At 72.0% G+C, this 23,799-nt stretch carries 20 protein-coding genes; 19 read left to right on the forward strand and 1 reads right to left on the reverse strand.

Annotated features, from left to right (window positions below; all coding sequences use genetic code 11):
- Window positions 1-6 precede the first annotated feature (6 nt).
- Window positions 7-465, forward strand: coding sequence for a type II 3-dehydroquinate dehydratase (locus tag AC0L6F_RS02370; RefSeq protein WP_259611985.1), 459 nt, complete (start codon window positions 7-9; stop codon window positions 463-465).
- 15 nt (window positions 466-480) lie between these two features.
- Here AC0L6F_RS02370 and AC0L6F_RS02375 read toward each other — a convergent pair whose 3' ends face one another.
- A complete protein-coding gene (locus AC0L6F_RS02375) occupies window positions 481-1,905 on the reverse strand; it encodes an MDR family MFS transporter (protein ID WP_274638287.1) in 1,425 nt (474 codons plus the stop codon).
- A 71-nt stretch (window positions 1,906-1,976) separates the two neighbouring features.
- On the opposite strand from AC0L6F_RS02375, the gene AC0L6F_RS02380 reads away from it, so the two are divergent.
- The 18 genes from AC0L6F_RS02380 (at window position 1,977) to AC0L6F_RS02465 (ending at window position 23,792) form a co-directional block, all read left to right on the forward strand.
- A complete protein-coding gene (locus AC0L6F_RS02380; protein WP_473539040.1) occupies window positions 1,977-2,573 on the forward strand; it encodes a TetR/AcrR family transcriptional regulator in 597 nt (198 codons plus the stop codon).
- A gap of 100 nt (window positions 2,574-2,673) precedes the next feature.
- Window positions 2,674-3,234 carry an elongation factor P gene (gene efp / locus AC0L6F_RS02385; protein WP_259611989.1) on the forward strand — a complete coding sequence of 187 codons (561 nt, stop codon included), beginning with the start codon at window positions 2,674-2,676 and terminating at the stop codon, window positions 3,232-3,234.
- Between the two features lie 19 nt (window positions 3,235-3,253).
- Entirely contained in the window at window positions 3,254-3,664 is a 411-nt protein-coding gene (gene nusB, locus AC0L6F_RS02390) for a transcription antitermination factor NusB (protein ID WP_259611990.1), read from the forward strand.
- A 10-nt stretch (window positions 3,665-3,674) separates the two neighbouring features.
- On the forward strand, window positions 3,675-6,677 hold the full coding sequence (locus AC0L6F_RS02395) for a DEAD/DEAH box helicase (RefSeq protein WP_473539041.1): 3,003 nt from the start codon (window positions 3,675-3,677) through the stop codon (window positions 6,675-6,677).
- A 49-nt stretch (window positions 6,678-6,726) separates the two neighbouring features.
- Window positions 6,727-8,301, forward strand: a complete 1,575-nt coding sequence (locus AC0L6F_RS02400; RefSeq protein ID WP_274638284.1) for a Rieske 2Fe-2S domain-containing protein — start codon at window positions 6,727-6,729, stop codon at window positions 8,299-8,301.
- A gap of 65 nt (window positions 8,302-8,366) precedes the next feature.
- Window positions 8,367-8,912: a bifunctional pyr operon transcriptional regulator/uracil phosphoribosyltransferase PyrR gene (gene pyrR / locus AC0L6F_RS02405; protein WP_259611994.1), complete on the forward strand. Its 546-nt coding sequence runs from the start codon at window positions 8,367-8,369 to the stop codon at window positions 8,910-8,912.
- Window positions 8,909-9,901: an aspartate carbamoyltransferase catalytic subunit gene (locus AC0L6F_RS02410; RefSeq protein WP_274638283.1), complete on the forward strand. Its 993-nt coding sequence runs from the start codon at window positions 8,909-8,911 to the stop codon at window positions 9,899-9,901. The genes pyrR and AC0L6F_RS02410 overlap by 4 nt, the downstream gene beginning before the upstream one ends.
- Window positions 9,898-11,211, forward strand: coding sequence for a dihydroorotase (locus AC0L6F_RS02415; protein ID WP_259611995.1), 1,314 nt, complete (start codon window positions 9,898-9,900; stop codon window positions 11,209-11,211). The genes AC0L6F_RS02410 and AC0L6F_RS02415 overlap by 4 nt, the downstream gene beginning before the upstream one ends.
- A complete protein-coding gene (locus AC0L6F_RS02420) occupies window positions 11,208-11,714 on the forward strand; it encodes a PH-like domain-containing protein (RefSeq protein ID WP_274638282.1) in 507 nt (168 codons plus the stop codon). Before AC0L6F_RS02415 ends, AC0L6F_RS02420 begins: the two co-directional genes overlap by 4 nt.
- Complete coding sequence (carA, locus tag AC0L6F_RS02425) at window positions 11,711-12,865, forward strand: glutamine-hydrolyzing carbamoyl-phosphate synthase small subunit (protein WP_473539042.1); 1,155 nt, start codon at window positions 11,711-11,713, stop codon at window positions 12,863-12,865. Before AC0L6F_RS02420 ends, carA begins: the two co-directional genes overlap by 4 nt.
- Window positions 12,865-16,158: a carbamoyl-phosphate synthase large subunit gene (carB, locus tag AC0L6F_RS02430; protein ID WP_274638280.1), complete on the forward strand. Its 3,294-nt coding sequence runs from the start codon at window positions 12,865-12,867 to the stop codon at window positions 16,156-16,158. Before carA ends, carB begins: the two co-directional genes overlap by 1 nt.
- Window positions 16,155-16,988 carry an orotidine-5'-phosphate decarboxylase gene (gene pyrF, locus AC0L6F_RS02435; RefSeq protein ID WP_473539043.1) on the forward strand — a complete coding sequence of 278 codons (834 nt, stop codon included), beginning with the start codon at window positions 16,155-16,157 and terminating at the stop codon, window positions 16,986-16,988. The genes carB and pyrF overlap by 4 nt, the downstream gene beginning before the upstream one ends.
- A complete protein-coding gene (gene gmk / locus AC0L6F_RS02440) occupies window positions 16,981-17,877 on the forward strand; it encodes a guanylate kinase (RefSeq protein WP_259611998.1) in 897 nt (298 codons plus the stop codon). Before pyrF ends, gmk begins: the two co-directional genes overlap by 8 nt.
- Before the next feature lie 86 nt (window positions 17,878-17,963).
- Window positions 17,964-18,218, forward strand: coding sequence for a DNA-directed RNA polymerase subunit omega (gene rpoZ / locus AC0L6F_RS02445; RefSeq protein ID WP_259611999.1), 255 nt, complete (start codon window positions 17,964-17,966; stop codon window positions 18,216-18,218).
- Between the two features lie 86 nt (window positions 18,219-18,304).
- Window positions 18,305-19,498: a methionine adenosyltransferase gene (gene metK / locus AC0L6F_RS02450; RefSeq protein WP_274638566.1), complete on the forward strand. Its 1,194-nt coding sequence runs from the start codon at window positions 18,305-18,307 to the stop codon at window positions 19,496-19,498.
- A gap of 1 nt (window position 19,499) precedes the next feature.
- Window positions 19,500-21,482, forward strand: coding sequence for a primosomal protein N' family DNA-binding protein (locus tag AC0L6F_RS02455; protein WP_473539044.1), 1,983 nt, complete (start codon window positions 19,500-19,502; stop codon window positions 21,480-21,482).
- Window positions 21,483-21,498: 16 nt separating this feature from the next.
- The gene (gene fmt, locus AC0L6F_RS02460; RefSeq protein WP_274638277.1) at window positions 21,499-22,419 is read left to right on the forward strand and encodes a methionyl-tRNA formyltransferase; all 921 of its coding nucleotides are present in this window, start codon (window positions 21,499-21,501) and stop codon (window positions 22,417-22,419) included.
- Window positions 22,416-23,792: a transcription antitermination factor NusB gene (locus AC0L6F_RS02465; RefSeq protein WP_274638276.1), complete on the forward strand. Its 1,377-nt coding sequence runs from the start codon at window positions 22,416-22,418 to the stop codon at window positions 23,790-23,792. The genes fmt and AC0L6F_RS02465 overlap by 4 nt, the downstream gene beginning before the upstream one ends.
- Window positions 23,793-23,799: the final 7 nt, after the last annotated feature.

Consider the following 23,799-nt stretch of genomic DNA (forward strand, 5'->3'; position numbering starts at 1 on the left):
GATGGCGTGAACACTGCGCGCCGCCTGCTGCTCGTGAACGGCCCGAACCTGAACCTGCTGGGCGTGCGCGAGCCGGACCTCTACGGGACGGCCACCCTCGCCGACGTCGAGCGGATCGCCACGGATGCCGCGGCCCGGCACGGCTTCGAGGTCCGCGCGGTGCAGAGCAGCCACGAAGGTGTCCTGCTCGACGCGATCCACGCGGCGCGGCAGGACTGCGCCGGCATCGTCATCAACCCCGGCGGCCTGACACACACCTCGGTCATCCTCCGCGACGCCCTGTCCGGCGTCGCGCTGCCGGTGGCCGAGGTCCACATCTCCGACGTCAACGCGCGCGAGGAGTTCCGGCGCTTCTCGTACGTGGCCGACGTCGCTGCGGTGCACGTGATCGGCGAGGGCGTTCAGGGGTACGCGACCGCGGTGGACCTGCTCGTCGACGTGATCGCCGGGCGCGCCGAAGGCTGAGGCCCGGCGCCGCGGTCAGGCCGGCTGCGGCGCGGGCACGGCGACGACCCGCCGCCCGGGCAGGGTCAGGCACACCCCGATCGCGACCACGGTGAAGCCGACCGCCCACCAGAACGCGACGTCGAACCCGCTCGCCAGCGCCGCCAGGTCGGTCGCGCCGCCGGTCGCGTTCTCCAGGATCACGGCCAGGACCGCCGTCCCGAACGCGCCGCCGACCTGCTGGGCGAGACGGGTGATGATGCTCGCGTGCGGCACCTCGCTGCGCTCCAAGCCGACGAAGGCCACCGACATCACCGGGATCATGACCGCGCCCATGCCGAACCCGCGCACCAGCAGCACGGCCATCAGCCACCAGTCGTTCGTGGCGGCGCCGGCCAACGCGAACGGGATCGTGGCGGCGCCCATCACGATGAACCCGCCGATCGAGACGGCGCGGGCCCCGATCGAGTCGGTGAGACGCCCGGCGAGCGTGCGGCTGAGCAGGGCGCCGACCCCCTGCGGGATGAGCAGCAGCGCCGCGGTCAGCGCGTCCGTGCCGCGCACGATCTGGAAGAACAGCGGCAGGAGCAGCATCGCCCCGTAGAGCGAGGCCCCGGACAGGAAGAGCACGGCGGATGACGAGGCCACGGCGCGGCGGCGCAGGAGCCCGATGTCGACCAGGGCCGCGGCCGGGCGGCGCACCTGCGAGATCACGAAGGCGGCCGCGAAGGCGAGACCCGCCGTGACCGGGAGCCACGCGTCGGTGCGCGTGAATCCGCCGTCGCCGCTCACGTTCGACAGGCCGTAGAGGATGCCGACCAGGGCGGGGGAGACCAGGAGCAGGCCGAGCCAGTCGAGCACGGGACGGTCGCGCGGCTCGTCGGCCGGGACGAACTTCCACGCGAGCGCGAGGCCGACCAGGCAGAACGGCACGTTGACCCAGAAGATCCAGCGCCAGTCGAGGAAGTTGAGGATGAGACCGCCGATCGTCGGTCCCAGGATCGGGCCGAGCGCGGCGGGCAGGCTCACCATCGCCATCAGCCGGCCGAGGCCGGCTCCACCGGGCACCTGCTGGACGGCCAGCGTGGCCATCAGCGGCATCATGAGCCCGCCGCCGATGCCCTGCAGCACGCGGAATGCGATCAGGCTCGGGGCATCCCAGGCGAGCGAACACGCGATCGAGGCGACGAGGAAGATCGTCAGCGCGATCATCCACAGCCGCTTCCCGCCGATCCGCGCCTGCGCCCAGCCGACCACCGGAATGGCTACGCCGAGGGCGAGGAGGTAGGCGGTCGTCACCCACTGGATGGTGCTGACCGGGACGTCGAGGTCGACGGCGAGGGTCTTCAGCGCGATGCTCATGATCGTGCTGTCGAAGATGACCGCCAGGCCCCCGACCATCAGGACCAAAGCGGTCACGATGGCGCGGCGCGGGACGACCGGAGCAGATGTGTCCGACACGGGAGACTCCTTCATAAGATACGCGAGTGTATCTAGAAGGGGAGTGTACGCCGATCGGATAAGATACACAAATGGATCTTGAACAGGATGTCCCGGCCCGCCGCCGCCGGGGTGAAGAGCTCGAACAGGCCATCCTGCAGGCCGGCTGGGACCAGCTGCTGGAGGGCGGATACCCGGGGTTCACGATCGACGCGGTCGCCGAGCGGGTGCAGACGAGCCGATCGGTGATCTATCGGCGGTGGGCCGACCGGCAGCAGCTGCTGGACGCGACCCTCTCGTTCGGATTGAACCAGGGCAGGCTGCCCACCCCCGACACGGGCACCCTGCGCGGCGATGTGCTGGCACTGCTGCGCACATCCAACGCCGCCCGCAGCGCGATCGCACCGCTGCTGAGCGTCTTCATGGGGTCGTACTACGCCGAGTCGGGCCGCACGTTCGCCGACGTGCGCCGCAGCGCGTTCGGTGAGCGCGCCGGGACGTCGATGGACATCGTCCTGGAGCGCGCCATCGCGCGGGGGGAGGTCGACCCGGCGCGGCTGACGCCGCGGGTGCGGTCGGTGGCGTCCGATCTGTTCCGCCACGACCTGCTGATGACGGCCGCCCCGCTGTCCGACGAGGCGCTGGTGGCCATCGTGGACGAGGTCTTCCTGCCGCTCGTGCGGGCCTGAGTCCGGCACCGGCCGCTCTTCCCGTAGAATCGACTGTCGGCCGCGCGCACACGGCGCTGCGCCCGCACGTGAGAATCCCCGACGAACGGAACCCCGGCACATGGCATCCACCGCAGACATCCGCAACGGCGTGGTCCTGAACCTCGACGGACAGCTCTGGAGCGTCGTGGAGTTCCAGCACGTCAAGCCGGGCAAGGGCGGCGCGTTCGTGCGCACCAAGCTGAAGAACGTCGTCAGCGGCAAGACGAACGACAAGACCTTCAATGCGGGGTCGAAGGTCGAGATCGAGAACGTCGACCGCCGCGATTTCACGTACCTGTACGGCGACGGCGACGGGTTCGTGTTCATGGACGCCGCCGATTACGACCAGATCACCGTGCCGGCGACCGTGGTCGGCGATGCCAAGAACTTCATGCTGGAGAACCAGCAGGTCACCATCGCGCTGCACAACGGCTCGCCCCTGTACGTCGAGCTGCCGGCCTCGGTGATCCTGGAGATCACCTACACCGAGCCGGGACTGCAGGGCGACCGCTCGTCGGCCGGCACGAAGCCGGCCACGGTCGAGACCGGCTACGAGATCCAGGTGCCGCTGTTCCTGGAGACCGGCACGAAGGTCAAGGTGGACACCCGCACGGGCGACTACCTCGGCCGTGTGAACTGAACCGGCGGTCCGACCGCCGATGAGCGCACGCACCAAGGCGCGCAAGCGCGCCCTGGACATCCTGTTCCAGTCCGACGTCCGCGACGAGCCGATCGCCAGCATCCTCGCCGCCGAGGCGAAGCGCGCCGCGGGCGAACCCGCGCGCGAGGCCTCCTGGCTGTACGCGCGCGAGATCGTCGACGGCATCATCGACAACCGCGACGAGATCGACGAGCAGATCACCACCTTCGCCAAGGACTGGTCGCTGGCCCGGATGCCGGCGGTCGATCGTGCGCTGCTGCGCATCGGCTCGTGGGAGATCCTGTACAACGAGCACGTGCCCACCGCGGTCGCGATCGACGAGGCGGTGGAACTGGCCAAGGAGTTCTCCACCGAGGAGTCCGGCGCGTTCGTCCATGGAGTCCTGGCCCGGATCGCCCGCTCGTCCTGAGCCTCCGCCGGTGTCAGTGCCAGTGTCTGCGCCCCTCGCCCCCGATGACGCCGGTCGCCGCGGCCGCCCCGTGGCGCCCGGCTGGCGCGACCTGGTCGAAGCCTCCCCGGCGGCCCGGTCGCGAGGGACGGCCCTCGCGCTGGGGGTCGAGCTGCGCCAGCGGCACCCCCGCGGGCGCACGCAGTGGGCGCCGCGCCGCGTCGAGACCGCCACTGCGCGCAGCATCGCCACCGTCGGCGGCGAGCTGCTGGTCGGACTCCGGCCGCTGCAGCGCAGCACCGCGACCGGCAACTGGATCCGCGGCGAGGCGTCCTGGGACGCGATCCGCCGCGGCGGCCCCGGGTTCGACCCGGCCCACACGCGCTGGCTCGCCGAGCTGCACAGCATCGCGCACGACACCTTCTCGCTGGGGCCGCTGGCAGACGCCTCCGACTGGCTGACGCTGGACACGATCGCCTCGTCGCTGCTCTGGCCGCACCTGGCGGCCGCCGCAGCCCTCGGCATCCCCCTGGTGCCCACCGCGAAGGGGCAGGAGGTGCGGCTGGCCGATACGGCGACGGCGGCCGTCCACATCGCGCGCGAGGGCGAGGCGCTGGTCCTGTCGCCTCGGATCACCGTCGACGGCGCGCCGGTCACGCCTGAGACCGTCCGGCCGGTCGGGAGGACGGGACTGTACGCGTACACCGTGGTCCGCTCCACGGTCGCTCTGGCCCTCGCGCCGGTGGCCCTGGACGAGCCCGTCGTCGGGCTGCTGGCCTCGCCGGCGCCGCTGATAGTGCCGGGCGACGAGGTGGACGCGTTCCTGCGCACCGGGTACCCGCGACTGGCCCGGCGCACGACGATCACGACCGACGCCGCCCTGCCGCTGCCCGAGCTCGAACCGCCCGTCCTCGAGATCGCGGGGCACTTCCGGCCGCGCGACCGCGTCGAGTACGAACTGGAATGGCGCTACCCGGACGGCACCCGGCATCGCCCGGGGGAGGATGCCGCGGCCGACCGGGACGCCGAGGCCGAGACGGCGATCCTGGACCGGGTGGCCCAGACGTGCGAGGCCGCGGCATCCGCCCCGCTGGCCGCGCAGGGGAGCTTCGACGGGATCGAGGCGGCCGAGTTCGCGTCCCGGCTGCTGCCCGCGCTCGAAGGACTCGACGGTGTGGTGGTGCGGACCACGGGCCGCCGTCGCGCCTACCGCGAGCTCACCGGCGATCCGCAGATCACCGTCACGACGGTGGAGAGCACCGATGCGGACTGGTTCGACCTCGGCGTGATCGTGACCATCGACGGGCGCAACATCCCGTTCGCCCCGCTGTTCTCGGCGCTGGCGACCCGACGGACCAAGCTGCTGCTGTCGGACGGCGGCTACTTCTCGCTGAAGCATCCCGCGCTGGATCGTCTGCGCGAGCTGATCGACGAGTCCTCGGACCTCGCCGAATGGGAGACCGGTCCGCGGATCAGCCGGTATCAGACCACCCTCTGGGAGGACTTCGAGGACCTCGCCGACGTGGCCGAGCCCGCCGTGTCGTGGCGGGCGACCGCCGAAGGGCTGCGCGACGTCGACCGGATCGAGCCGACGCCGGTCCCGCAGATGCTGCAGGCCCCGCTGCGCCCGTATCAGCGCGCCGGCTTCGACTGGCTGGCCTTCCTGTGGCGCCACCGGCTGGGCGGGATCCTCGCCGACGACATGGGCCTGGGAAAGACGGTGCAGACGCTCGCCCTTCTCGCCCACGCCCGCGAGACCGGCGAGCGCCGCCCGTTCCTGGTCGTCGCACCGACCTCGGTGCTGCCCACCTGGCGCGCCGAGGCGGCGAAGTTCGCCCCCGAGCTGAACGTACGGCTGGTCGAGACCACAGGGCGCGTCTCGGACCCACCGGGCCGGGACGCACCCGCCGCGGACGTCGTGGTCACCTCGTACGCGCTGCTGCGCCTGGACGAGGCGGCATACGCCGGCGTGGAGTGGGCGGGGATCATCCTCGACGAGGCGCAGTTCGTGAAGAACCCGGCCACCAAACTGCACAAGGCGGTCACGGCGCTGCGCGCCGACGCCGTCTACGCGATCACCGGCACGCCGATGGAGAACGGGCTGGGCGAGCTGTGGGCGATCCTGTCGCTGACGGCGCCGGGCCTGTTCCCCTCCGCGCGCCGCTTCCGCGAGGAGTACATCGGGCCGATCGAGAAGGGCAAGGTGCCCGAGAACCAGGAGGGGGCGCCGTATCGCGCCGCACGGCTGGCACGCCTGCGGCGGCGGATCCGCCCGCTCGTGCTGCGCCGCACGAAGGAGCTGGTCGCCGCCGAGCTGCCCCCGCGACAGGAGCAGCAGCTCGTGGTCGAGCTCGCCCCCGCTCACCGTGCGCTCTACGACACGACGCTGCAGCGCGAACGGCAGAAGGTGCTGGGCCTGCTGGACGACCTGGACCGCAACCGGTTCATCGTCTTCCGCTCGCTCACCCTGCTGCGGCTGATGAGCCTGGCCCCGGCGCTGGTCGACCCGGTGCACGCCCGTCTTCCGTCGGCGAAGCTGGACGCGCTGATCGATCAGCTCGCCGAGCTGGCCTCGGAAGGGCACCGCGCGCTCGTGTTCAGCCAGTTCACGTCGTTCCTGCAGCTGGCCGCCGATCGGCTCCAGACCGCCGGCATCCGGCACGAGTACCTGGACGGCTCGACCCGCCGCCGCGGCGACGTGATCGACGCGTTCCGCTCCGGGGATGCGCCGGTGTTCCTCATCAGCCTGAAGGCCGGCGGATTCGGCCTGACCCTCACCGAGGCCGACTACGTCTTCCTGCTGGATCCCTGGTGGAACCCGGCCGCCGAGGCGCAGGCGGTGGACCGCACGCACCGGATCGGGCAGACCCGCAACGTGTTCGTGTACAAGATGATCGCGGCGGGGACGATCGAGGAGAAGGTGGTCGCCCTGCAGCAGCGCAAAGCGCGCCTGTTCCGGTCGGTGATGGATGACGGAGACGCCTTCGCGCAGACCCTGAGCGCCGACGACATCCGCGGTCTGTTCGAATCCTGAGCAGCGAGCGCCGCGTAGACTTTCACGGCGACGACCCAGGAGGAGTGTCATGCGGATCACCGGCCTCGGCCATGCCGGCATGTTCATCGAGACAGCCGGCGGAAGCATCATCTGCGACCCGGTGCTCGGCCCCAGCTTCTACGGCTCGTGGTTCCCGTTCCCCGACAACCGCGGGCTCGACTGGGAGCGCTTCGGACAGGCCGACTTGCTGTACATCTCGCATCGGCACCGCGATCACTTCGATCCGCGGCTGCTGCAGACGTACATCCGCAAGGACATCCCGGTGCTGCTGCCGGACTACCCGACCGACGACCTCGAGGACGACATCCGCGCCCTCGGCTACACGAACATCGTCTACACGCAGGCCGGCGTGCCCCTGCGGTTCGGCGAGCTGAATCTGATGGTCACCCCGCTGCGCGCGCCCAGCGACGGCCCGATCGGCGACTCATCGCTGTCGCTCGATGACGGCACCGCCAGCATCCTGAACCAGAACGACTCGCACCCGCTCGACCTCGAGAAGCTGCTGAGCTTCAGCAAGCCCGACGCGTACTTCACCCAGACCTCCGGAGCGATCTGGTGGCCGATGGTCTACGACCTGCCGCTTCAGGCCAAGCAGAACTTCGCGCGGCTCAAGCGCGATGCGCAGAACAAGCGCGCGATGTACTACATCGACAAGGTCGACGCGGAGCATGTGTTCCCGATGGCGGGCCCGCCGATGTTCCTGCGCGACGAGCTGTTCCGCTTCAACGGCTGGGGGAGCGAGGACGACTCGATCTTCACCGACCAGGCGCAGTTCCTCGAGCACATGCGCGAGCAGCGTCCGCAGCAGAAGGGGCATCTGTTCGTCCCGGGCACCCAGGTCGACCTGGACCACGGCGATATCGCGGTCACCCAGACGCTGTACACGGATGCCGAGATCGAGCGGATCTTCTCGGACAAGTGGGGCTACCTCGCCGAGCAGCGCGCGGGACGCCAGCAGGAGCTGCGCGACGAGCAGGCCTCCCGGGCCGCCGTGCTCGCTCCGACCGAGATGCTCGCCGCGCTGAAGGAGTGGTGGGAGCCGCTGCTGCGCAAGTCCCGCACGATCCGGCTCGGCGTCGGCGGACCGGTGCGGATGACCATCGGCGAGCTGGACCTGGTGGTCGACTTCCCCCGCGCGAAGGTGCGCGAGTACGCCGGCGAGGACTGCGAGTTCTGGTACACGATCGGCGCCGACCTGGTCTCGACCAACATCCGCGATCACGAGATCGACTGGTCGAACTCGATCTTCCTGTCGATGCAGTTCAGCGCCGGTCGCAAGGGCAAGTTCAACGAGTTCATCTACACGTTCTTCAAGTGCCTCTCGGCCGACCGCATCGAATATGTGGAGAACTGGTACTCCGAGCAGACCGACACCAGCGAGGACGTGCAGCTGGGCGACTGGGTGGTGCAGCGTCGCTGCCCGCACCTGCGCGCGGACCTGTCCAAGACCGGGAAGATCGAGGACGGGGTCCTGACCTGCAGCATGCACGACTGGAAGTGGGACCTGGCCAGCGGCCGCTGCCTGACCACCCAGGGGCATCCCATCCGGTCTCGCGACGTCGAGGACGAGCTGGGCCGCGAAGCGACGGTGCCCGCCGGCTGAGCCGATAGACTCGGATCACCCAGCAACCTTTAACCCCGTCCCGTGAGGCGGAGAAGGGAGCGACGATGAGCACGCGCACCGTGCCTCCTCGCGTCGTTTTGCAGAGTGCCGACATCAGACGCGCACTGACTCGGATCTCGCACGAGATCCTGGAGTCGAACAAGGGCGCACAGGACCTCGTCATCCTCGGCATCCCCACCCGCGGCGTCACGCTCGCCGAGCGCATCGCGACCCTCGTGGGCGAGGTGGGCGGGGTGGCGGTCCCGGTGGGATCCGTGGATGTCACGATGTACCGCGACGATCTGCACCGGCATCCCACCCGCGCCCCGCAGCGCACGCAGATCCCGCCCGGGGGCCTGGACGGACGCACGGTCGTGCTCGTGGACGACGTGCTGTTCTCCGGACGCACCATCCGCGCCGCCCTGGACGCCGTCGGCGACATCGGGCGCCCCGCCGCCGTGCGCCTGGCGATCCTGGTCGACCGCGGGCACCGCGAGCTGCCCATCCGACCCGACTTCGTCGGCAAGAACCTGCCCAGCGCGCGGGACGAGCGGGTCAACGTCCGGCTCGTCGAGATCGACGGCGCCGAGGAGGTGACGATCGGATCATGAGGCATCTGCTGGACACCAAGACGCTCAGCAGGTCCGACGCGCTGCGCATCCTCGACGTCGCCGAGGACATGGCCGACACCCAGCAGCGCGAGGTCAAGAAGCTGCCGACCCTGCGCGGCAAGACCGTCGTCAACCTCTTCTTCGAGGACTCCACCCGCACCCGCATCTCGTTCGAGGCCGCCGCCAAGCGGCTCTCCGCGGACGTCATCAACTTCTCCGCGAAGGGCTCCTCGGTCTCCAAGGGCGAGTCGCTGCAGGACACCGCGCAGACCCTCCAGGCGATGGCGGCGGATGCCGTCGTGGTCCGGCACGCCGGCTCGGGCGCACCGCGCACGCTGGCCACCAGCGGCTGGATCAGCGCCGGCGTGGTCAACGCCGGCGACGGGACGCACGAGCATCCCACGCAGGCGCTGCTGGATGCGTTCACCCTGCGCAAGCGCCGGCACGGCGCCGGCAGCCGGGGCCGCGACCTGGAGGGGATGCGCGTGACGATCGTCGGCGACATCCTGCACTCACGGGTCGCACGCTCGAACGTGTGGCTGCTGCGAACGCTGGGCGCCCAGGTGACGCTGGTGGCACCGCCCACCCTGATCCCGCAGGATGTCTCGGCCTGGCCGGTCACGGTAGGCTACGACCTCGACGAGGCCGTGGCCGCGGCCCCGGACGCGCTGATGATGCTGCGCATCCAGGGCGAGCGCATGAATGCCGCATATTTCCCCACCGAACGGGAGTATTCCCGGCGATGGGGGCTGACTCCGGAGCGCTTCGAGGCGCTGCCGGAGGGTACGATGATCATGCATCCCGGGCCCATGAACCGGGGCTTGGAGATCTGCGCGCAAGCCGCCGACTCGCCCCGCTCGACCGTGCTCGACCAGGTGACCAACGGCGTGTCGGTGCGGATGGCCGTGCTGTACCTGCTGCTGGCGGGGGAGCGGGACGCGCCGCAGGACGCGCAGCCGCGCACGGACGAGAAGGAGGACGCACGATGACCGAGGTCCTCCTGATCCGCGGCGCACGGATCGAGGGCGGCGAGACCGCCGACATCCTGATCGACGGTGCGCGCATCGCCGAGGTCGGCGTGGGGCTCACGCACGCCGGCGCCCGCGAGATCGACGCGGCGGGGCTGCTGGCACTGCCCGGCCTGGTCGATCTGCACACCCACCTGCGCGAACCCGGGTACGAGGCATCCGAGACGGTGCTCACCGGGTCGAGGGCGGCCGCCGCGGGCGGCTATACCGCGATCTTCGCGATGCCCAACACCTCGCCGGTCGCCGACACCGCCGGCGTGGTCGAGCAGGAGCTGGCGCTCGGCGAGGCCGCCGGCCTGGTCACGGTGCAGCCGATCGGCGCGGTCACGGTGGGGCAGAACGGCGAGCGCCTCGCCGAGCTCGGCGCCATGGCCTCGTCCCGCGCCCGGGTCCGGGTGTTCAGCGACGACGGCTTCTGCGTCGCCGACCCGCTGATCATGCGCCGGGCCCTGGAGTACGTGAAGGCGTTCGACGGCGTCATCGCCCAGCACGCCCAGGACCCGCGCCTGACCGAGGGTGCCCAGATGAACGAGGGCACCGTCTCGGCGGAACTGGGCCTGGCCGGCTGGCCGGCGGTGGCCGAGGAGTCGATCATCGCCCGCGACGTGCTGCTGGCCGAGCACGTCGGCTCGCGCCTGCACGTGTGCCATCTGTCCACCGCCGGGTCGGTGGACCTGATCCGGTGGGCGAAGAAGCGCGGCATCGCCGTGACCGCCGAGGTCACGCCGCACCACCTGCTGCTGACCGACGAGCTGGTCCGCGGCTATGACGCGCGGTACAAGGTCAACCCGCCGCTGCGCCGGGACGAGGACGTGCAGGCGGTGCGCGAGGGGCTGGCCGACGGCACGATCGACATCGTCGCCACCGACCACGCGCCGCATCCCGCCGAGGCCAAGGCGTGCGAGTGGCAGGCCGCCGCCAACGGGATGGTCGGATTGGAGTCGGCCCTGCGGGTCGTGCACAGCGCCATGGTCCAGACCGGGCTGCTGGACTGGCCGGACGTGGCCCGGGTGATGTCGCGCACGCCCGCGCGCATCGGGCGGCTCGCCGGACACGGACGGCCGATCGCGGCGGGCGAGCCGGCCGAGCTGACCCTGTACGACCCGGCCGCCGGCGGGGTCTTCACCGCATCCGACCTGCACGGGCGCAGCGACAACTCCCCGTACCTGGGACGGGAGCTGCCCGGTCGCGTCATGTGGACCGTCCACCGGGGCACCGCGACCATCGCGGACGGCATCGCGGTCGAGCCGACGGAATCGGTGCCGGCATGAGCCGCGAGGGCGCGCTGCTGATCGTGGTCGCGATCGCCATCGTCGCGATCGGGCTGATGGCGTGGGGCTGGTGGCGACGTACGCGGCGCGACGCCGCGCTGACCGCCCCGCACGACACGCTGCCCGCCGATGCGACGTTCGCCGCCTACAACGGCCTGTACGTGGCCACGACGGCGCACGACCAGCCTCTGGAACGCCTCGCGATCCGCGGGCTCGGGCTGCGCTCGAAGGCGGTGATCCGGGTCGGCGAGGCCGGCGTCGCGCTGGAGATGCCCGGGCAGGACACCATCGCGCTGTCCGCCGCGCGCCTGGTCGATGTCGGCCGGGCCACCGTCGCCATCGACCGCGTGGTCGAACATGACGGGCTGACCCGGCTGAGCTGGCGCACCGACGCCGGCCCGGTCGTGGACAGCTATCTGAGACCGCAGGACGCCTCCGCCACGGCGCTGACCGAGGCCATCCGCCCCCTGATCACGACTCCCGAGACAGGATCCGCCGCATGACACTGAACACCGACCCCGCCGTCCTCGTCCTCGAAGACGGCACCCGCCACCGCGGCCGCGCCTACGGCGCCCGTGGCATGACACTGGGCGAGGTGGTCTTCTCCACCGGCATGACCGGGTACCAGGAGACCCTCACGGACCCGTCCTACGCCGGCCAGATCGTGCTGCAGACCGCACCGCACATCGGCAACACCGGGATGAACGACGAAGACCCCGAGTCCCGCCGCATCTGGGTCGCCGGGTACATCGTCCGCGACCCCTCCCGGGTGGTGTCCAACTGGCGCGCGACCACGTCCCTGGATGCGGCGCTGGAACAGGATGCCGTGGTCGGCATCAGCGGGGTGGACACCCGCGCGGTGACCCGCCACATCCGCTCCGCCGGCAGCATGCGCGGCGGGATCTTCTCCGGGGACGCCGCGGTCCTGGACGCGCAGGAGCAGCTGCGCATCGTCCGCGAGGCCCCCGCGATGGCCGGCCGGAACCTGTCCGCCGCGGTGTCGATCACCGCCAGCGAGGTGACCGCCGCGCAGGGCGAGAAGATCGGCAGCCTCGCCGTGCTCGACCTCGGGATCAAGCAGGCCACCGTCGACAACCTCGCCCGCCGCGGGTTCGAGGTGCACCTGCTCCCGCAGGACGCCACGTTCGAGGCGATCGCGGCCATCGACCCGGTCGGGGTGTTCTACTCCAACGGGCCCGGCGACCCCGCGGCATCCGATGAGCACGTCGCCCTGCTGCGCGCCGTCCTCGACGACGGCCTGCCGTTCTTCGGCATCTGCTTCGGCAACCAGCTGCTCGGCCGCGCGCTCGGCTTCGGCACCTACAAGCTGCCGTTCGGCCACCGCGGCATCAACCAGCCGGTGCTGGACCGCCAGACCGGCCGGGTGGAGATCACCGCGCACAACCACGGCTTCGCCGTCGACGTCCCCCGCGAGGGCGCCGTGGACAGCCCGAACGGGTACGGCCGGGTCGAGGTCAGCCACATCGGGCTGAACGACGATGTGGTCGAGGGCCTGCGGGCCCTGGACATCCCCGCCTTCTCGGTGCAGTACCACCCCGAGGCGGCGGGCGGACCGCACGACGCCAACTATCTGTTCGACCGCTTCGCGGAGATGGTCACCGCGCACCTCGACTCGAAGAAGGACGCCCACTGATGCCCAAGCGCGACGACATCTCCTCCGTCCTGGTCATCGGCTCCGGCCCGATCGTGATCGGACAGGCCTGTGAGTTCGACTACTCCGGCACCCAGGCCTGCCGCGTGCTGCAGGCCGAGGGGGTGCGGGTGATCCTGGTCAACTCCAACCCGGCCACGATCATGACCGACCCCGATTTCGCCGACGCCACCTACATCGAGCCGATCACCCCCGAGGTGATCGAGACGATCATCGCGAAGGAGCGGCCGGATGCGATCCTGCCGACCCTGGGCGGGCAGACCGCGCTGAACGCCGCGATGGCGCTGTACGAGGCCGGCATCCTGGACAAGTACGACGTCGAGCTGATCGGCGCCCGCCCCGAGGCGATCGAGAAGGGCGAGAACCGCCAGATCTTCAAGGAGCTGGTGCTGGAGTCGGGCGCGGATGTCGCCGCCTCGCGCATCTGCCACACCATGGACGAGGTGCTCGCCGGCGCGGCCGAGCTGGGCTACCCGCTCGTGGTGCGGCCGAGCTTCACGATGGGGGGCCTGGGGTCCGGGTTCGCCTACGACGAGCGTGACCTGCGCCGGATCGCCGGAGCAGGGCTGCACGACTCGCCCACGCACGAGGTGCTCCTGGAGGAGTCGATCCTCGGGTGGAAGGAGTACGAGCTCGAGCTCATGCGCGACACCGCCGACAACACGGTCGTGGTCTGCTCGATCGAGAACGTCGACCCGGTCGGCGTGCACACCGGCGACTCGATCACGGTCGCCCCGGCGCTGACCCTCACCGACCGCGAGTTCCAGAAGCTGCGCGACATCGGGATCGACATCATCCGGCGGGTGGGGGTCGACACCGGGGGCTGCAACATCCAGTTCGCCATCGACCCGGCCGACGGGCGGATCATCGTCATCGAGATGAACCCGCGCGTGTCGCGGTCCTCGGCGCTCGCGTCCAAGGCCACCGGGTTCCCGATCGCCAAGATCGCCGCGAAGCTCGCGATCGGCTACCGCCTGGACGAGATCCCCAACGACATCACCCGGGTGACGCCGGCCAGCTTCGAGCCCACGCTGGACTACGTGGTCGTGAAGGTGCCCCGGTTCAACTTCGAGAAGTTCCCGGCCGCCGACGCGACGCTGACGACCACCATGAAGTCGGTCGGCGAGGCGATGGCGATCGGCCGCAACTACACCACCGCACTGCAGAAGGCGCTGCGATCGCTGGAGAAGCGGGGCTCCAGCTTCCACTGGGGCGACGAGCCGCGGTCGGTCTCCGAACTGCTGCAGATCGCGCGGACGCCCACCGACGGCCGGATCGTGGTCGTGCAGCAGGCGCTGCGCAAGGGCGCGACGGTGGCGGAGGCGTTCGAGGCGACGCAGATCGACCCGTGGTTCCTCGACCAGATGGTGCTGATCAACGAGGTCGCCGCGCACGTCGCGGCGGCGGACGAGCTGGATGTCCAGACCCTGCGCATCGCGAAGGACCATGGGTTCAGCGACGCGCAGATCGGCGAGCTGCGCGGCGTGTCCGAGGCCGAGGTGCGCGGCGTCCGCCACGCGCTGGACGTGCGTCCCGTCTACAAGACCGTCGACACCTGCGCGGGCGAGTTCCCGGCGCTCACGCCCTACCACTACTCCAGCTACGACACCGAGACCGAGGTGGCGCCGTCCGAGCGGACGAAGGTCGTCATCATCGGCTCCGGCCCGAACCGCATCGGGCAGGGCGTCGAGTTCGACTACTCCTGCGTGCACGCCTCGTTCGCGCTGTCGGACGCCGGCTTCGAGACGATCATGGTCAACTGCAACCCCGAGACCGTCTCGACCGACTACGACACCAGCGACCGGCTGTACTTCGAGCCGCTGACGCTGGAGGACGTGCTCGAGGTGCTGCACGCCGAGTCCCGGTCCGGGACCATCCTCGGCGTCATCTGCCAGCTCGGCGGCCAGACGCCGCTGGGGCTGGCGCAGGGCATCGAGGACGCCGGCTACACGATCCTGGGCACCAGCCCGGCCGCGATCGACCTCGCCGAGGAGCGCGGGCTGTTCAGCGGCATCCTCGACGACGCCGGGCTGGTCGCGCCGCGCCACGGCACCGCGATCGACGTCGAGGGGGCGGTCGCCGTCGCCGAGGACATCGGGTACCCGGTGCTGGTGCGCCCGAGCTTCGTGCTCGGCGGGCGCGGCATGGAGATCGTCTACGACACCCCGAGCGTGCGCGACTACTTCGTGCGCATCGGCGAGGCCGCCATCATCGGAGAAGGCAAGCCGCTGCTGGTGGACCGCTTCCTGGACGACGCGGTCGAGATCGATGTGGACGCGCTCTACGACGGCGACGAGCTGTTCATCGGCGGGATCATGGAGCACCTGGAAGAGGCCGGCATCCACTCCGGCGACTCCAGCTGCGCCCTGCCGCCGATGAGCCTGGGCCGCACCGAGATCGAACGGGTCCGGCAGGCCACGCTCGGGATCGCCGCCGGGGTCGGGGTGCGCGGTCTGCTGAACGTGCAGTTCGCCGTCAGCGCCGGCGTGCTGTATGTGATCGAGGCGAATCCGCGCGCCAGCCGCACGGTTCCCTTCGTCTCCAAGGCGCTGGGCACCCCGCTGGCCAAGGCGGCGGCCCGCATCATGGCGGGCACCTCGATCGCGGGGCTGCGCGCCGAGGGCCTGCTGCCGGCATCCGGCGACGGGTCGACCGTGCCGATCACCGCACCGGTCGCGGTCAAGGAGGCCGTGCTGCCGTTCAAGCGGTTCCGCACCGCCGAGGGCAAGACCGTCGATTCGGTGCTCGGCCCCGAGATGCGCTCGACCGGCGAGGTGATGGGTTTCGACCGCGACTTCCCGACCGCGTTCGCGAAGAGCCAGGCCGCGGCCTACGGCGGGATCCCGCGCAGCGGGACGGTGTTCATCTCCGTCGCCGACTCGGACAAGCGGGCCGTGATCCTTCCCGCCCACCGGCTGCAGCAGCTCGGGTTCACCCTCACCGCCACCGAGGGCACCGCCGAGATCCTGCGCCGCAACGGGATCGCGGTCACCGAGGTGAACAAGTTCAGCCAGACCCAGGACACCGGCCAGCGCAATATCGTCGACCTGATCGACGAGGGCGAGATCGACATCGTCGTGAACACCCCGAGCGGCATGTCGGCGCGCGCCGACGGGTACGAGATCCGCGCCGCGGCGGTGGCCGCCGACAAGGCGCTGTTCACCACGATCGCGACCATCGGCGCCGCGGTCAGCGCGCTGGATGCGACCGGCGACGGATTCGAGGTGCGCAGCCTGCAGGAGTACGCCGCCGATCGGGCGGCGGTCCGGGCGTGACCGGATTCGGCGAGCGCACCCGGGCGGCGATCGGTCGGTTCGGGCCGCTGTGCGTGGGCATCGACCCGCACCCCTCGCTGCTGTCCGCATGGGGACGGGACCAGACCGCCGCGGGAGCGCGGGACTTCGGTCTGCGGGTGGTGGATGCCGCGGCCGGCCGGGTCGGATTCGTGAAACCGCAGGTGTCGTTCTTCGAGCGGTACGGGTCGACCGGCTTCGCCGCGCTCGAAGACGTGCTGCACGCCGGCCGCGAGGCCGGGCTGGTCGTGATCGGCGACGCGAAGCGCGGCGACATCGGCTCGACCATGGACGCCTACGCGGACGCCTGGCTCACCCCGGGTGCGCCGCTGGAGGTCGACGCCGTGACGGCGAACCCGTTCCTGGGCGTGGAGACGCTGTCCGGCGCGTTCGCCCTGGCCGAGGCGGGTGACAAGGGGGTGCTGGTGCTGGCCGCCACCAGCAATCCGGACGCGTTCGGGCCGCAGCGCTCCCGCCGCGCGGACGGGCGGACCGTCTCGGGCGGGATCGTCGCCGAGGTGTCCGCCCGCAACGCGCAGCGCACGGCCGCGGGGGAGTGGGGCGACCTCGGCTTCGTGATCGGCGCGACCGTCGACTGGGACGACGCCGGGCTGGCCGTGCCCGCGCCGCCCGCGCCGATCCTGGCACCCGGGTTCGGCCATCAGGGTGTGGCGCCCGGCGACCTGGCGGGCCGCTTCGGCTCGGCGGCGTCGGCCGTCATCGCCAGCGAGAGCCGCAGTATCCTGAGCGTCGGCCCCGACGACCTGGCCGCCCATATCCGCACGCGCGCAGAGGAGTATCTCCGTGGTTGACGCCCAGCATCCCCCCGAGGTCGACCGGCTGGCCGCCTCGCAGAAGGCGATCGCGGCGCGGCGCGCCCGGGCGAGCCTGAAGCGCGACCTGACCACCCGGGTGGTGACCGGGCAGGATGTGCTGCGCCGCGCGCAGCACGAGACGGGCGGGCCGGCGGCCACGCTGCGCGTGACCGAGTTCCTCACCGCACTGCCGGCCATCGGCGAAGGCAAGCGCGACCGGATCCTGGCCGAACTGGGCATCTCGCCGGTCAAACGGCTCGGCGGGCTGGGCGTGCGGCAGCGTCACGCGCTCGGCGACTGGCTCGGGGGCCGCTTCCCGGAGCCGACGCCGCGCATCGGCCGCAGCCGGCTGCTCGTCCTGGCTGGTCCGACCGCGGTCGGAAAGGGGACCGTGGCCGCGCAGATCCAGCAGGCCCACCCCGAGATCCTGCTGTCGGTCTCGGCCACGACGCGGCCGCCGCGGCCGGGCGAGGTCGACGGCACGCACTACTTCTTCGTCGACGACGCGGCCTTCGACCGGATGGTCGCGGACGGCGAGCTGCTCGAGCACGCCACCGTGCACAACAAGTACCGCTACGGCACCCCGCGCGCCCCGATCGAAGAGGCGCTGCGGTCCGGCCGCACCGTGCTGCTGGAGATCGATCTGCAGGGGGCGCGTCAGGTGCGCGAGGCGGAGCCGTCCGCCACGCTGGTGTTCCTGCTGCCGCCCAGCTGGGACGAGCTGGTGCACCGCCTGGTCGGCCGTGGCACCGAGGACGCCGAGGAGCGCGCACGTCGCCTGCGCACGGCGAAGGGCGAACTGGCCGCACAGGCCGAGTTCGACTACCGCGTCGTCAACGACGATGTGGCCCGCGCCGCCGCCGAAGTCGCCGCCCTCGCCCGCTGAGCGGCCGCTGCGCCGGCACCCGGACGCCACCCGGTAGACTGGGTGATCGCGTCTTCGCACACCCGTCCCTCAACCAGGAGGTCCCCATGGCCGGAACGAACCAGGGCATCATCGACCCGCCCATCGACAACCTGCTCGAGAAGGTCGACTCGAAGTACCAGCTGGTCATCTACGCATCCAAGCGGGCGCGCCAGATCAACGACTACTACTCGGATCTGCACGAGGGCAACCTGTTCGACAACGTCGGACCGCTGGTCGACTCGACCGTCGAGGACAAGGCGCTGACCATCGCGCTGCACGAGATCAACGAGGACAAGCTCCGCCTGCGCCAGGCCGAGTAGTCTGACGTCTCGGTGCCCCCGGTCCACGGAGTGTCCGCGGCCGGGGGCATACTGATGCCCGTCCGCCTTCGCACCTTTGGAGCATGATGCCGCAGCTGCGCCTGTTCACGTCCGAGTCCGTCACCGAGGGGCATCCGGACAAGATCTGCGATCAGATCTCGGACAGCATCCTCGACGAACTGCTGGCGAAGGACCCGGGCAGCCGCGTCGCCGTCGAGACGCTCGTGACCACGGGCCTCGTGCACGTGGCCGGCGAGGTGCGCACCGAGGCGTGGGCGGATGTCCCGGGCACGGTGCGGGCGGTCGTGAACCGGATCGGCTACACCTCGAGCGAGACCGGCTTCGACGGCGACTCGTGCGGGGTGAGCGTGTCGATCGGCGAGCAGTCCAGCGACATCGCGGCCGGCGTCGACCGGGCACTGGAACACCGCGACGACGGGTCGACCGATCCCAACGACGAGCTCGGCGCCGGCGACCAGGGCATCATGTTCGGCTACGCCACCACCGAGACCCCGCAGCTCATGCCCATCACGGCCTGGACCGCGCACCGGCTGGCCGAGCGGCTCAGCGACGCGCGTCGCAGCGAGGCGCTGCCGTTCCTGCGCCCGGACGGCAAGACCCAGGTGACGGTGGGCTTCGAGGGCGACATCCCGCGCACGATCGAGACCGTGGTGCTGTCCACCCAGCATCACCCGGAGATCTCCATGGCCGCGCTGCGCGCGGCGGTACGCGCCGAGGTCATCGATCCGGTGCTCGAGGCGACCGGTCTGGACGCCTCGCACGCCGAGTTCTACATCAACCCGGCGGGGCCGTTCGTGATCGGCGGCCCCAAGGGCGACGCGGGCCTGACCGGCCGGAAGATCATCATCGACACCTACGGCGGTGCGGCACGGCACGGCGGAGGCGCGTTCAGCGGAAAGGACCCGTCCAAGGTCGACCGCTCCGGTGCGTACGCGATGCGCTGGGTCGCCAAGAACGCCGTCGCCGCGGGCTTTGCCGAACGGCTCGAGCTGCAGGTCGCCTACGCGATCGGAAAGGCGAGCCCGGTCGGCCTCTATGTCGAGACGTTCGGCACCGGCACCCTGCCGGATGAGGACATCACACGCGCCATCCGCGAAGTGTTCGATCTGCGCCCGCGGGCCATCATCGCGCAGCTCGACCTGCTGCGTCCCATCTATGCGCAGACCGCCGCGTACGGCCACTTCGGCCGTGAGCTGCCCGACTTCACCTGGGAGCGCACCGACCGCGTCGACGAGCTGCGCCGCGCCGCCGGGATCTGACATGCCCGCGCGCCACGTCGCCCGGGTGCTCGTGGACTCGCCGCTGCCGCAGCTGGACCGGCTGCTGGACTATGCGATCCCCGACGAGCTGATCGCGGATGCCGTCGTCGGGGCGCGCGTCCGCGTCCCGCTGCGCGGGGCCGGGCGGCTCGTCGAGGCCTACGTCGTCGAGCGGGGCGAAGCAGATCCGGTCGACCGCCCGCTGTCCGAGCTGGACTCGGTCCTCTCCTCGGTCGCGGTCCTGCCCGCGCGGCTCTACACCCTGGCCCGCCGGGTCGCCGACCGCGCCGCCGGCGGTGCCGTCGACATCCTCCGCCTGGCGATCCCCAAGCGCATGGTGCGCGCCGAGAAGACCTGGCTGGCCGCTCCCGCCCCGAGCGTCCCCGAGGTCGCCGCCGACGCGCTGACGCGCGCGCGGACGCTCCTCGGCGAGTTCCCCGGGCTGGGCGCGCGGCTCGACGAACGCGGCAGGGTCGCGCTGGACGCGCCGCCGCGCATCGTGCGCACACCGGCGGGGGCGGATGTCGGCGCGTGGGCGCTGCTGCTGGCCGCCGCCGCGGCCGTCGCACTGGCCGACGGGCGCAGCACGGTCCTCGTGGCCCCCGACCACCGCGACCAGGAGCAGCTGCTGGCGGCATTGGCGGCGCTGGCTCCGGCAGGAGCCGTGGTCCGCGCCGACGCCCGCCGCTCCGGGCCGGAGCGGTACGCCGGGTACCTGCGCATCCTCGCCGAGGTCCCCTGCATCGTCGTCGGCAGCAGGTCGGCCGTCTACGCACCCGTCCACGCGCTCGGGCTGATCGCCCTGTGGGACGACGGCGATCCGCTGCTGGCCGAGCCGCTGAGCCCGGGCGTGCACGCACGCGACGCGGCGCTGGTGCGGCAGGAGCTCGAGCCGTGTGCGCTCCTGTTCGCCGGACACACCCGCACGACCGATGTCCAGCGACTGGTCGAGGCGGGATGGGTGCACGAGGTCCCCGCGGCGCGCCGGGCGTCGCCGAAGGTCGTGCTGTCGGCGACCCGCGAGGGCGAATCGCGGGGCGCGCGCGTGCCGTCGGCGGCGTTCGCCGCCGCACGCGAGGCGCTGACGGCCGGACCGGTGCTGGTGCAGGTCGCGCGCCCCGGGTATGCACCGTCGCTCGTGTGCGCCGCATGCCGGCACTCGGCGCGATGCCGGCACTGCGGCGGACCGCTGCACGCACGCCGTCACGGGGCCGTCCCGGACTGCACCTGGTGCGGGCGCTCGGCCACCGGCTGGACCTGCGCATCGTGCGGCGGATCCGCCGTGCGGATGGCATCCTCGGGCACCGAGCGCACCGCCGACGAGCTGGGCCGGGCCTTCCCCGGGACCCGGGTCATCCTCGCCGACGGCGATCACCCGGTCACCGCCGTCGACGGCCGCCCCGCGCTGGTGATCGCCACCCGCGGTGCCGAGCCGATCGCCGCGGGCGGCTATCGGGCGGTCCTCCTGCTGGACGGGGACCGGATGCTGCAGACAGACGATCTGCGGATCGGCGAGTCCTGCCTGCGCTGGTGGTCGAACGCGGCCGCCCTCGCCGCTCCCGGCGCCCCCGTGCACCTGGTCGGGGTGGCCGGGCCGCTCGCGCGGGCCCTCGCGACCTGGACCCAGCCCGCCTATGCGCGGGCCGAGCTGGCCGAGCGGGCGCCGCTGCTGATGCCCCCGACGGTCCGCGTCGCGACGCTGGAGGGCACGGCGTTCGAGCTCGACGCGGCGCTGGCGGCCGTGCGGGCGGCGGTCCCGGAGCTGGCGGCGGATGCCGTCCTCGGGCCGGTCGTCGTGGAGGGCGCACAGACCCGCCGGGCGCTGCTGCGCTTCGGCTACGCCCAGGGCCGCGCGGTCGCCCATGCGCTGCGCGGCGCCGTGGTCACGGCGTCCCTGCGCAGCCGGCGCCGGAAGAAGGGCACACCGCCCGGGCCGCGCAATACACTCAAAGTGCGCCTGGATGTGCTCGATCCCGAGCTGTGAATCCGAGAGGAGACCGATGCGCCTCGTCTTCGCCGGCACCCCCGAAGCCGCCGTTCCGTCGTTGCGACGACTCGCCGAGTCCGCGCACGAGATCGTGGCGGTGGTCACCCGTCCGGATGCCCCGCAGGGCCGCACACGGACGCTCGTGCCGTCGCCGGTGGCGGCTGCGGCCGAGGAGCTGGGACTGCCGGTGGTCAAGGTCTCCCGCCTGGATGCGGAGGCCACCGCCCGGCTGCAGGCACTGGCGCCGGAGCTCGGTGTGATCGTCGCCTACGGCGGCCTGGTGCGCGAGCCGCTGCTGTCGGCGCCGGCGCACGGATGGCTCAATCTGCACTTCTCGCTGCTTCCGCGCTGGCGGGGCGCCGCCCCTGTGCAGCACGCGCTGATCGCCGGAGACCCGACGACGGGCGCGGCGGTGTTCCGGCTCGTGCCCGAGCTCGACGCCGGCGACGTGCTCGGCCGACTGGACTACGACATCCCGCCGGCGGCCACCGCCGCCGACGTCCTGGACGCGCTGGCGCACCGCGGCTCGTATCTGCTCGCCGAGACGGTGGATGCCGTGGCCGACAACACCGCGCAGGCGCATCCGCAGACCGGCGAGGTCACCCTGGCGCCCAAGCTCGTGCTGGAGGACGCGCGCCTGCGCTGGGACGAACCGGCCGAGGGCGTGCTGGCGCGCTGGCAGGGGACCACGCCCGAGCCCGGCGCGTTCACCACCGTCGACGGCGCCCGGCTGAAGATCCTCGCGCTGCGTCCCGCCGACCGGGACGTGCACCTGGCCCCGGGGAGGATCGCCCAGGAGGGCCGCGACATCCTCATCGGCACCGGCTCCGAGCCGGTGCTCGTCGAGCGGGTCCAGCCGGCGGGCCGGGGCGCGATGGCCGCGGCCGACTGGTGGCGCGGACTGCGGGCCGACGAGCCGGTGGCCGGCTCGTGACCGCCGCGACCGCCGCGACCGCCCGGAGCGTCGCATACGAGGTGCTGCGGGCCGTGCACGCCGACGACGCGTACGCCAACCTGCTGCTGCCCCGCCTCATCGTCCGCGCGGGCCTGAGCACGGCGGACGCGGCCCTCGCGACCGAGCTGGCCTACGGGACGCTGCGCCGACAGGGCACCTACGACGCCGTGATCGCCGCGGCATCCGATCGCCCCGTCAGCGAGATCGACCCGGCCGTGCAGGACGCGCTGCGCCTCGGCGTGCACCAGCTGATGTCGACCCGGATCGCCTCGCACGCCGCGGTGAACGAGTCCGTGCAGCAGGTGCGCTCCAGCGGAGGACGATCCGTCGCCGGGTTCGCGAACGCCGTGCTGCGGCGGATCTCGCGGGACACGCCCGGCGAGTGGCTGGCGCGGATCGAACAGGATGCCCGATCCGACGACGAGCGGCTCTCGCTGCGCACCGCCCACCCGGTGTGGGTGATCCGGGCGATGCGGCGCGCGCTGGCCGCGGAGGGGCGCGCGGACGAGCTGGACGCGCTGCTGGATGCCGACAACCTGGCGCCGCGGGTCACGATGGTGGCGCTGCCCGGACTGGCCGAGATCCCGGCCGGGCTCGCGCGCACGCCCTCCTCGCCGTTCGGCTTCGTCCCCGGCTCGGGCGACCCCGAACCGCTCGTCCGCACGTCCGGAGGGGTGCTGCGCGTCCAGGACGAGGGATCGCAGCTGGCCGCCCTCGCGCTGACGCGCGCCCGGCCGGTGCAGGACGGTGAGCGCTGGCTCGACCTGTGCGCCGGCCCGGGCGGCAAGACCGCGATCCTCGCCGCCGAAGCGGTCGCGCACGGCGCGCGGCTCGAGGCGAACGAGCTGGTCCCGGCGCGTGCCGGCCTCGTCCGCCGGGCGCTGGCCGGGGTGCCGGGCGAGGTCCCGGTCTCGGAGGAGGACGGGCGCACCCGCGCAGCATCCGCCCCCGGCGCGTACGACCGCATCCTGGTCGACGCGCCGTGCACCGGCCTGGGAGCGCTGCGCCGGCGACCCGAGGCGCGCTGGCGCAAGTCGCCGGCCGACCTGCCCGCGCTGACCGCGCTGCAGATCGAGCTGGTCTCGGCCGCGCTCGGCGCGCTGCGCCCCGGGGGAGTGCTCGCCTACGTCACGTGCTCGCCGCACCTCGCCGAGACCACCGGGGTGCTCGCCGAGGTCCGCCGCGCCCACGACGGGGCGTTCGAGGAGCTGGATGCCCGTGAGGCCGTCCGTTCCGTGGCGCGCGGGCCGATCGACCTGGCCGCCCCCGCCGACGGCTCCGGCCGCGCGCAGCTGTGGCCCCACCGGCACGGCACCGACGCGATGTTCATCAGCCTGCTGCGGCGGGGCTGAGCATAAT

Source organism: Microbacterium sp. G2-16M (genome assembly GCF_055809115.1).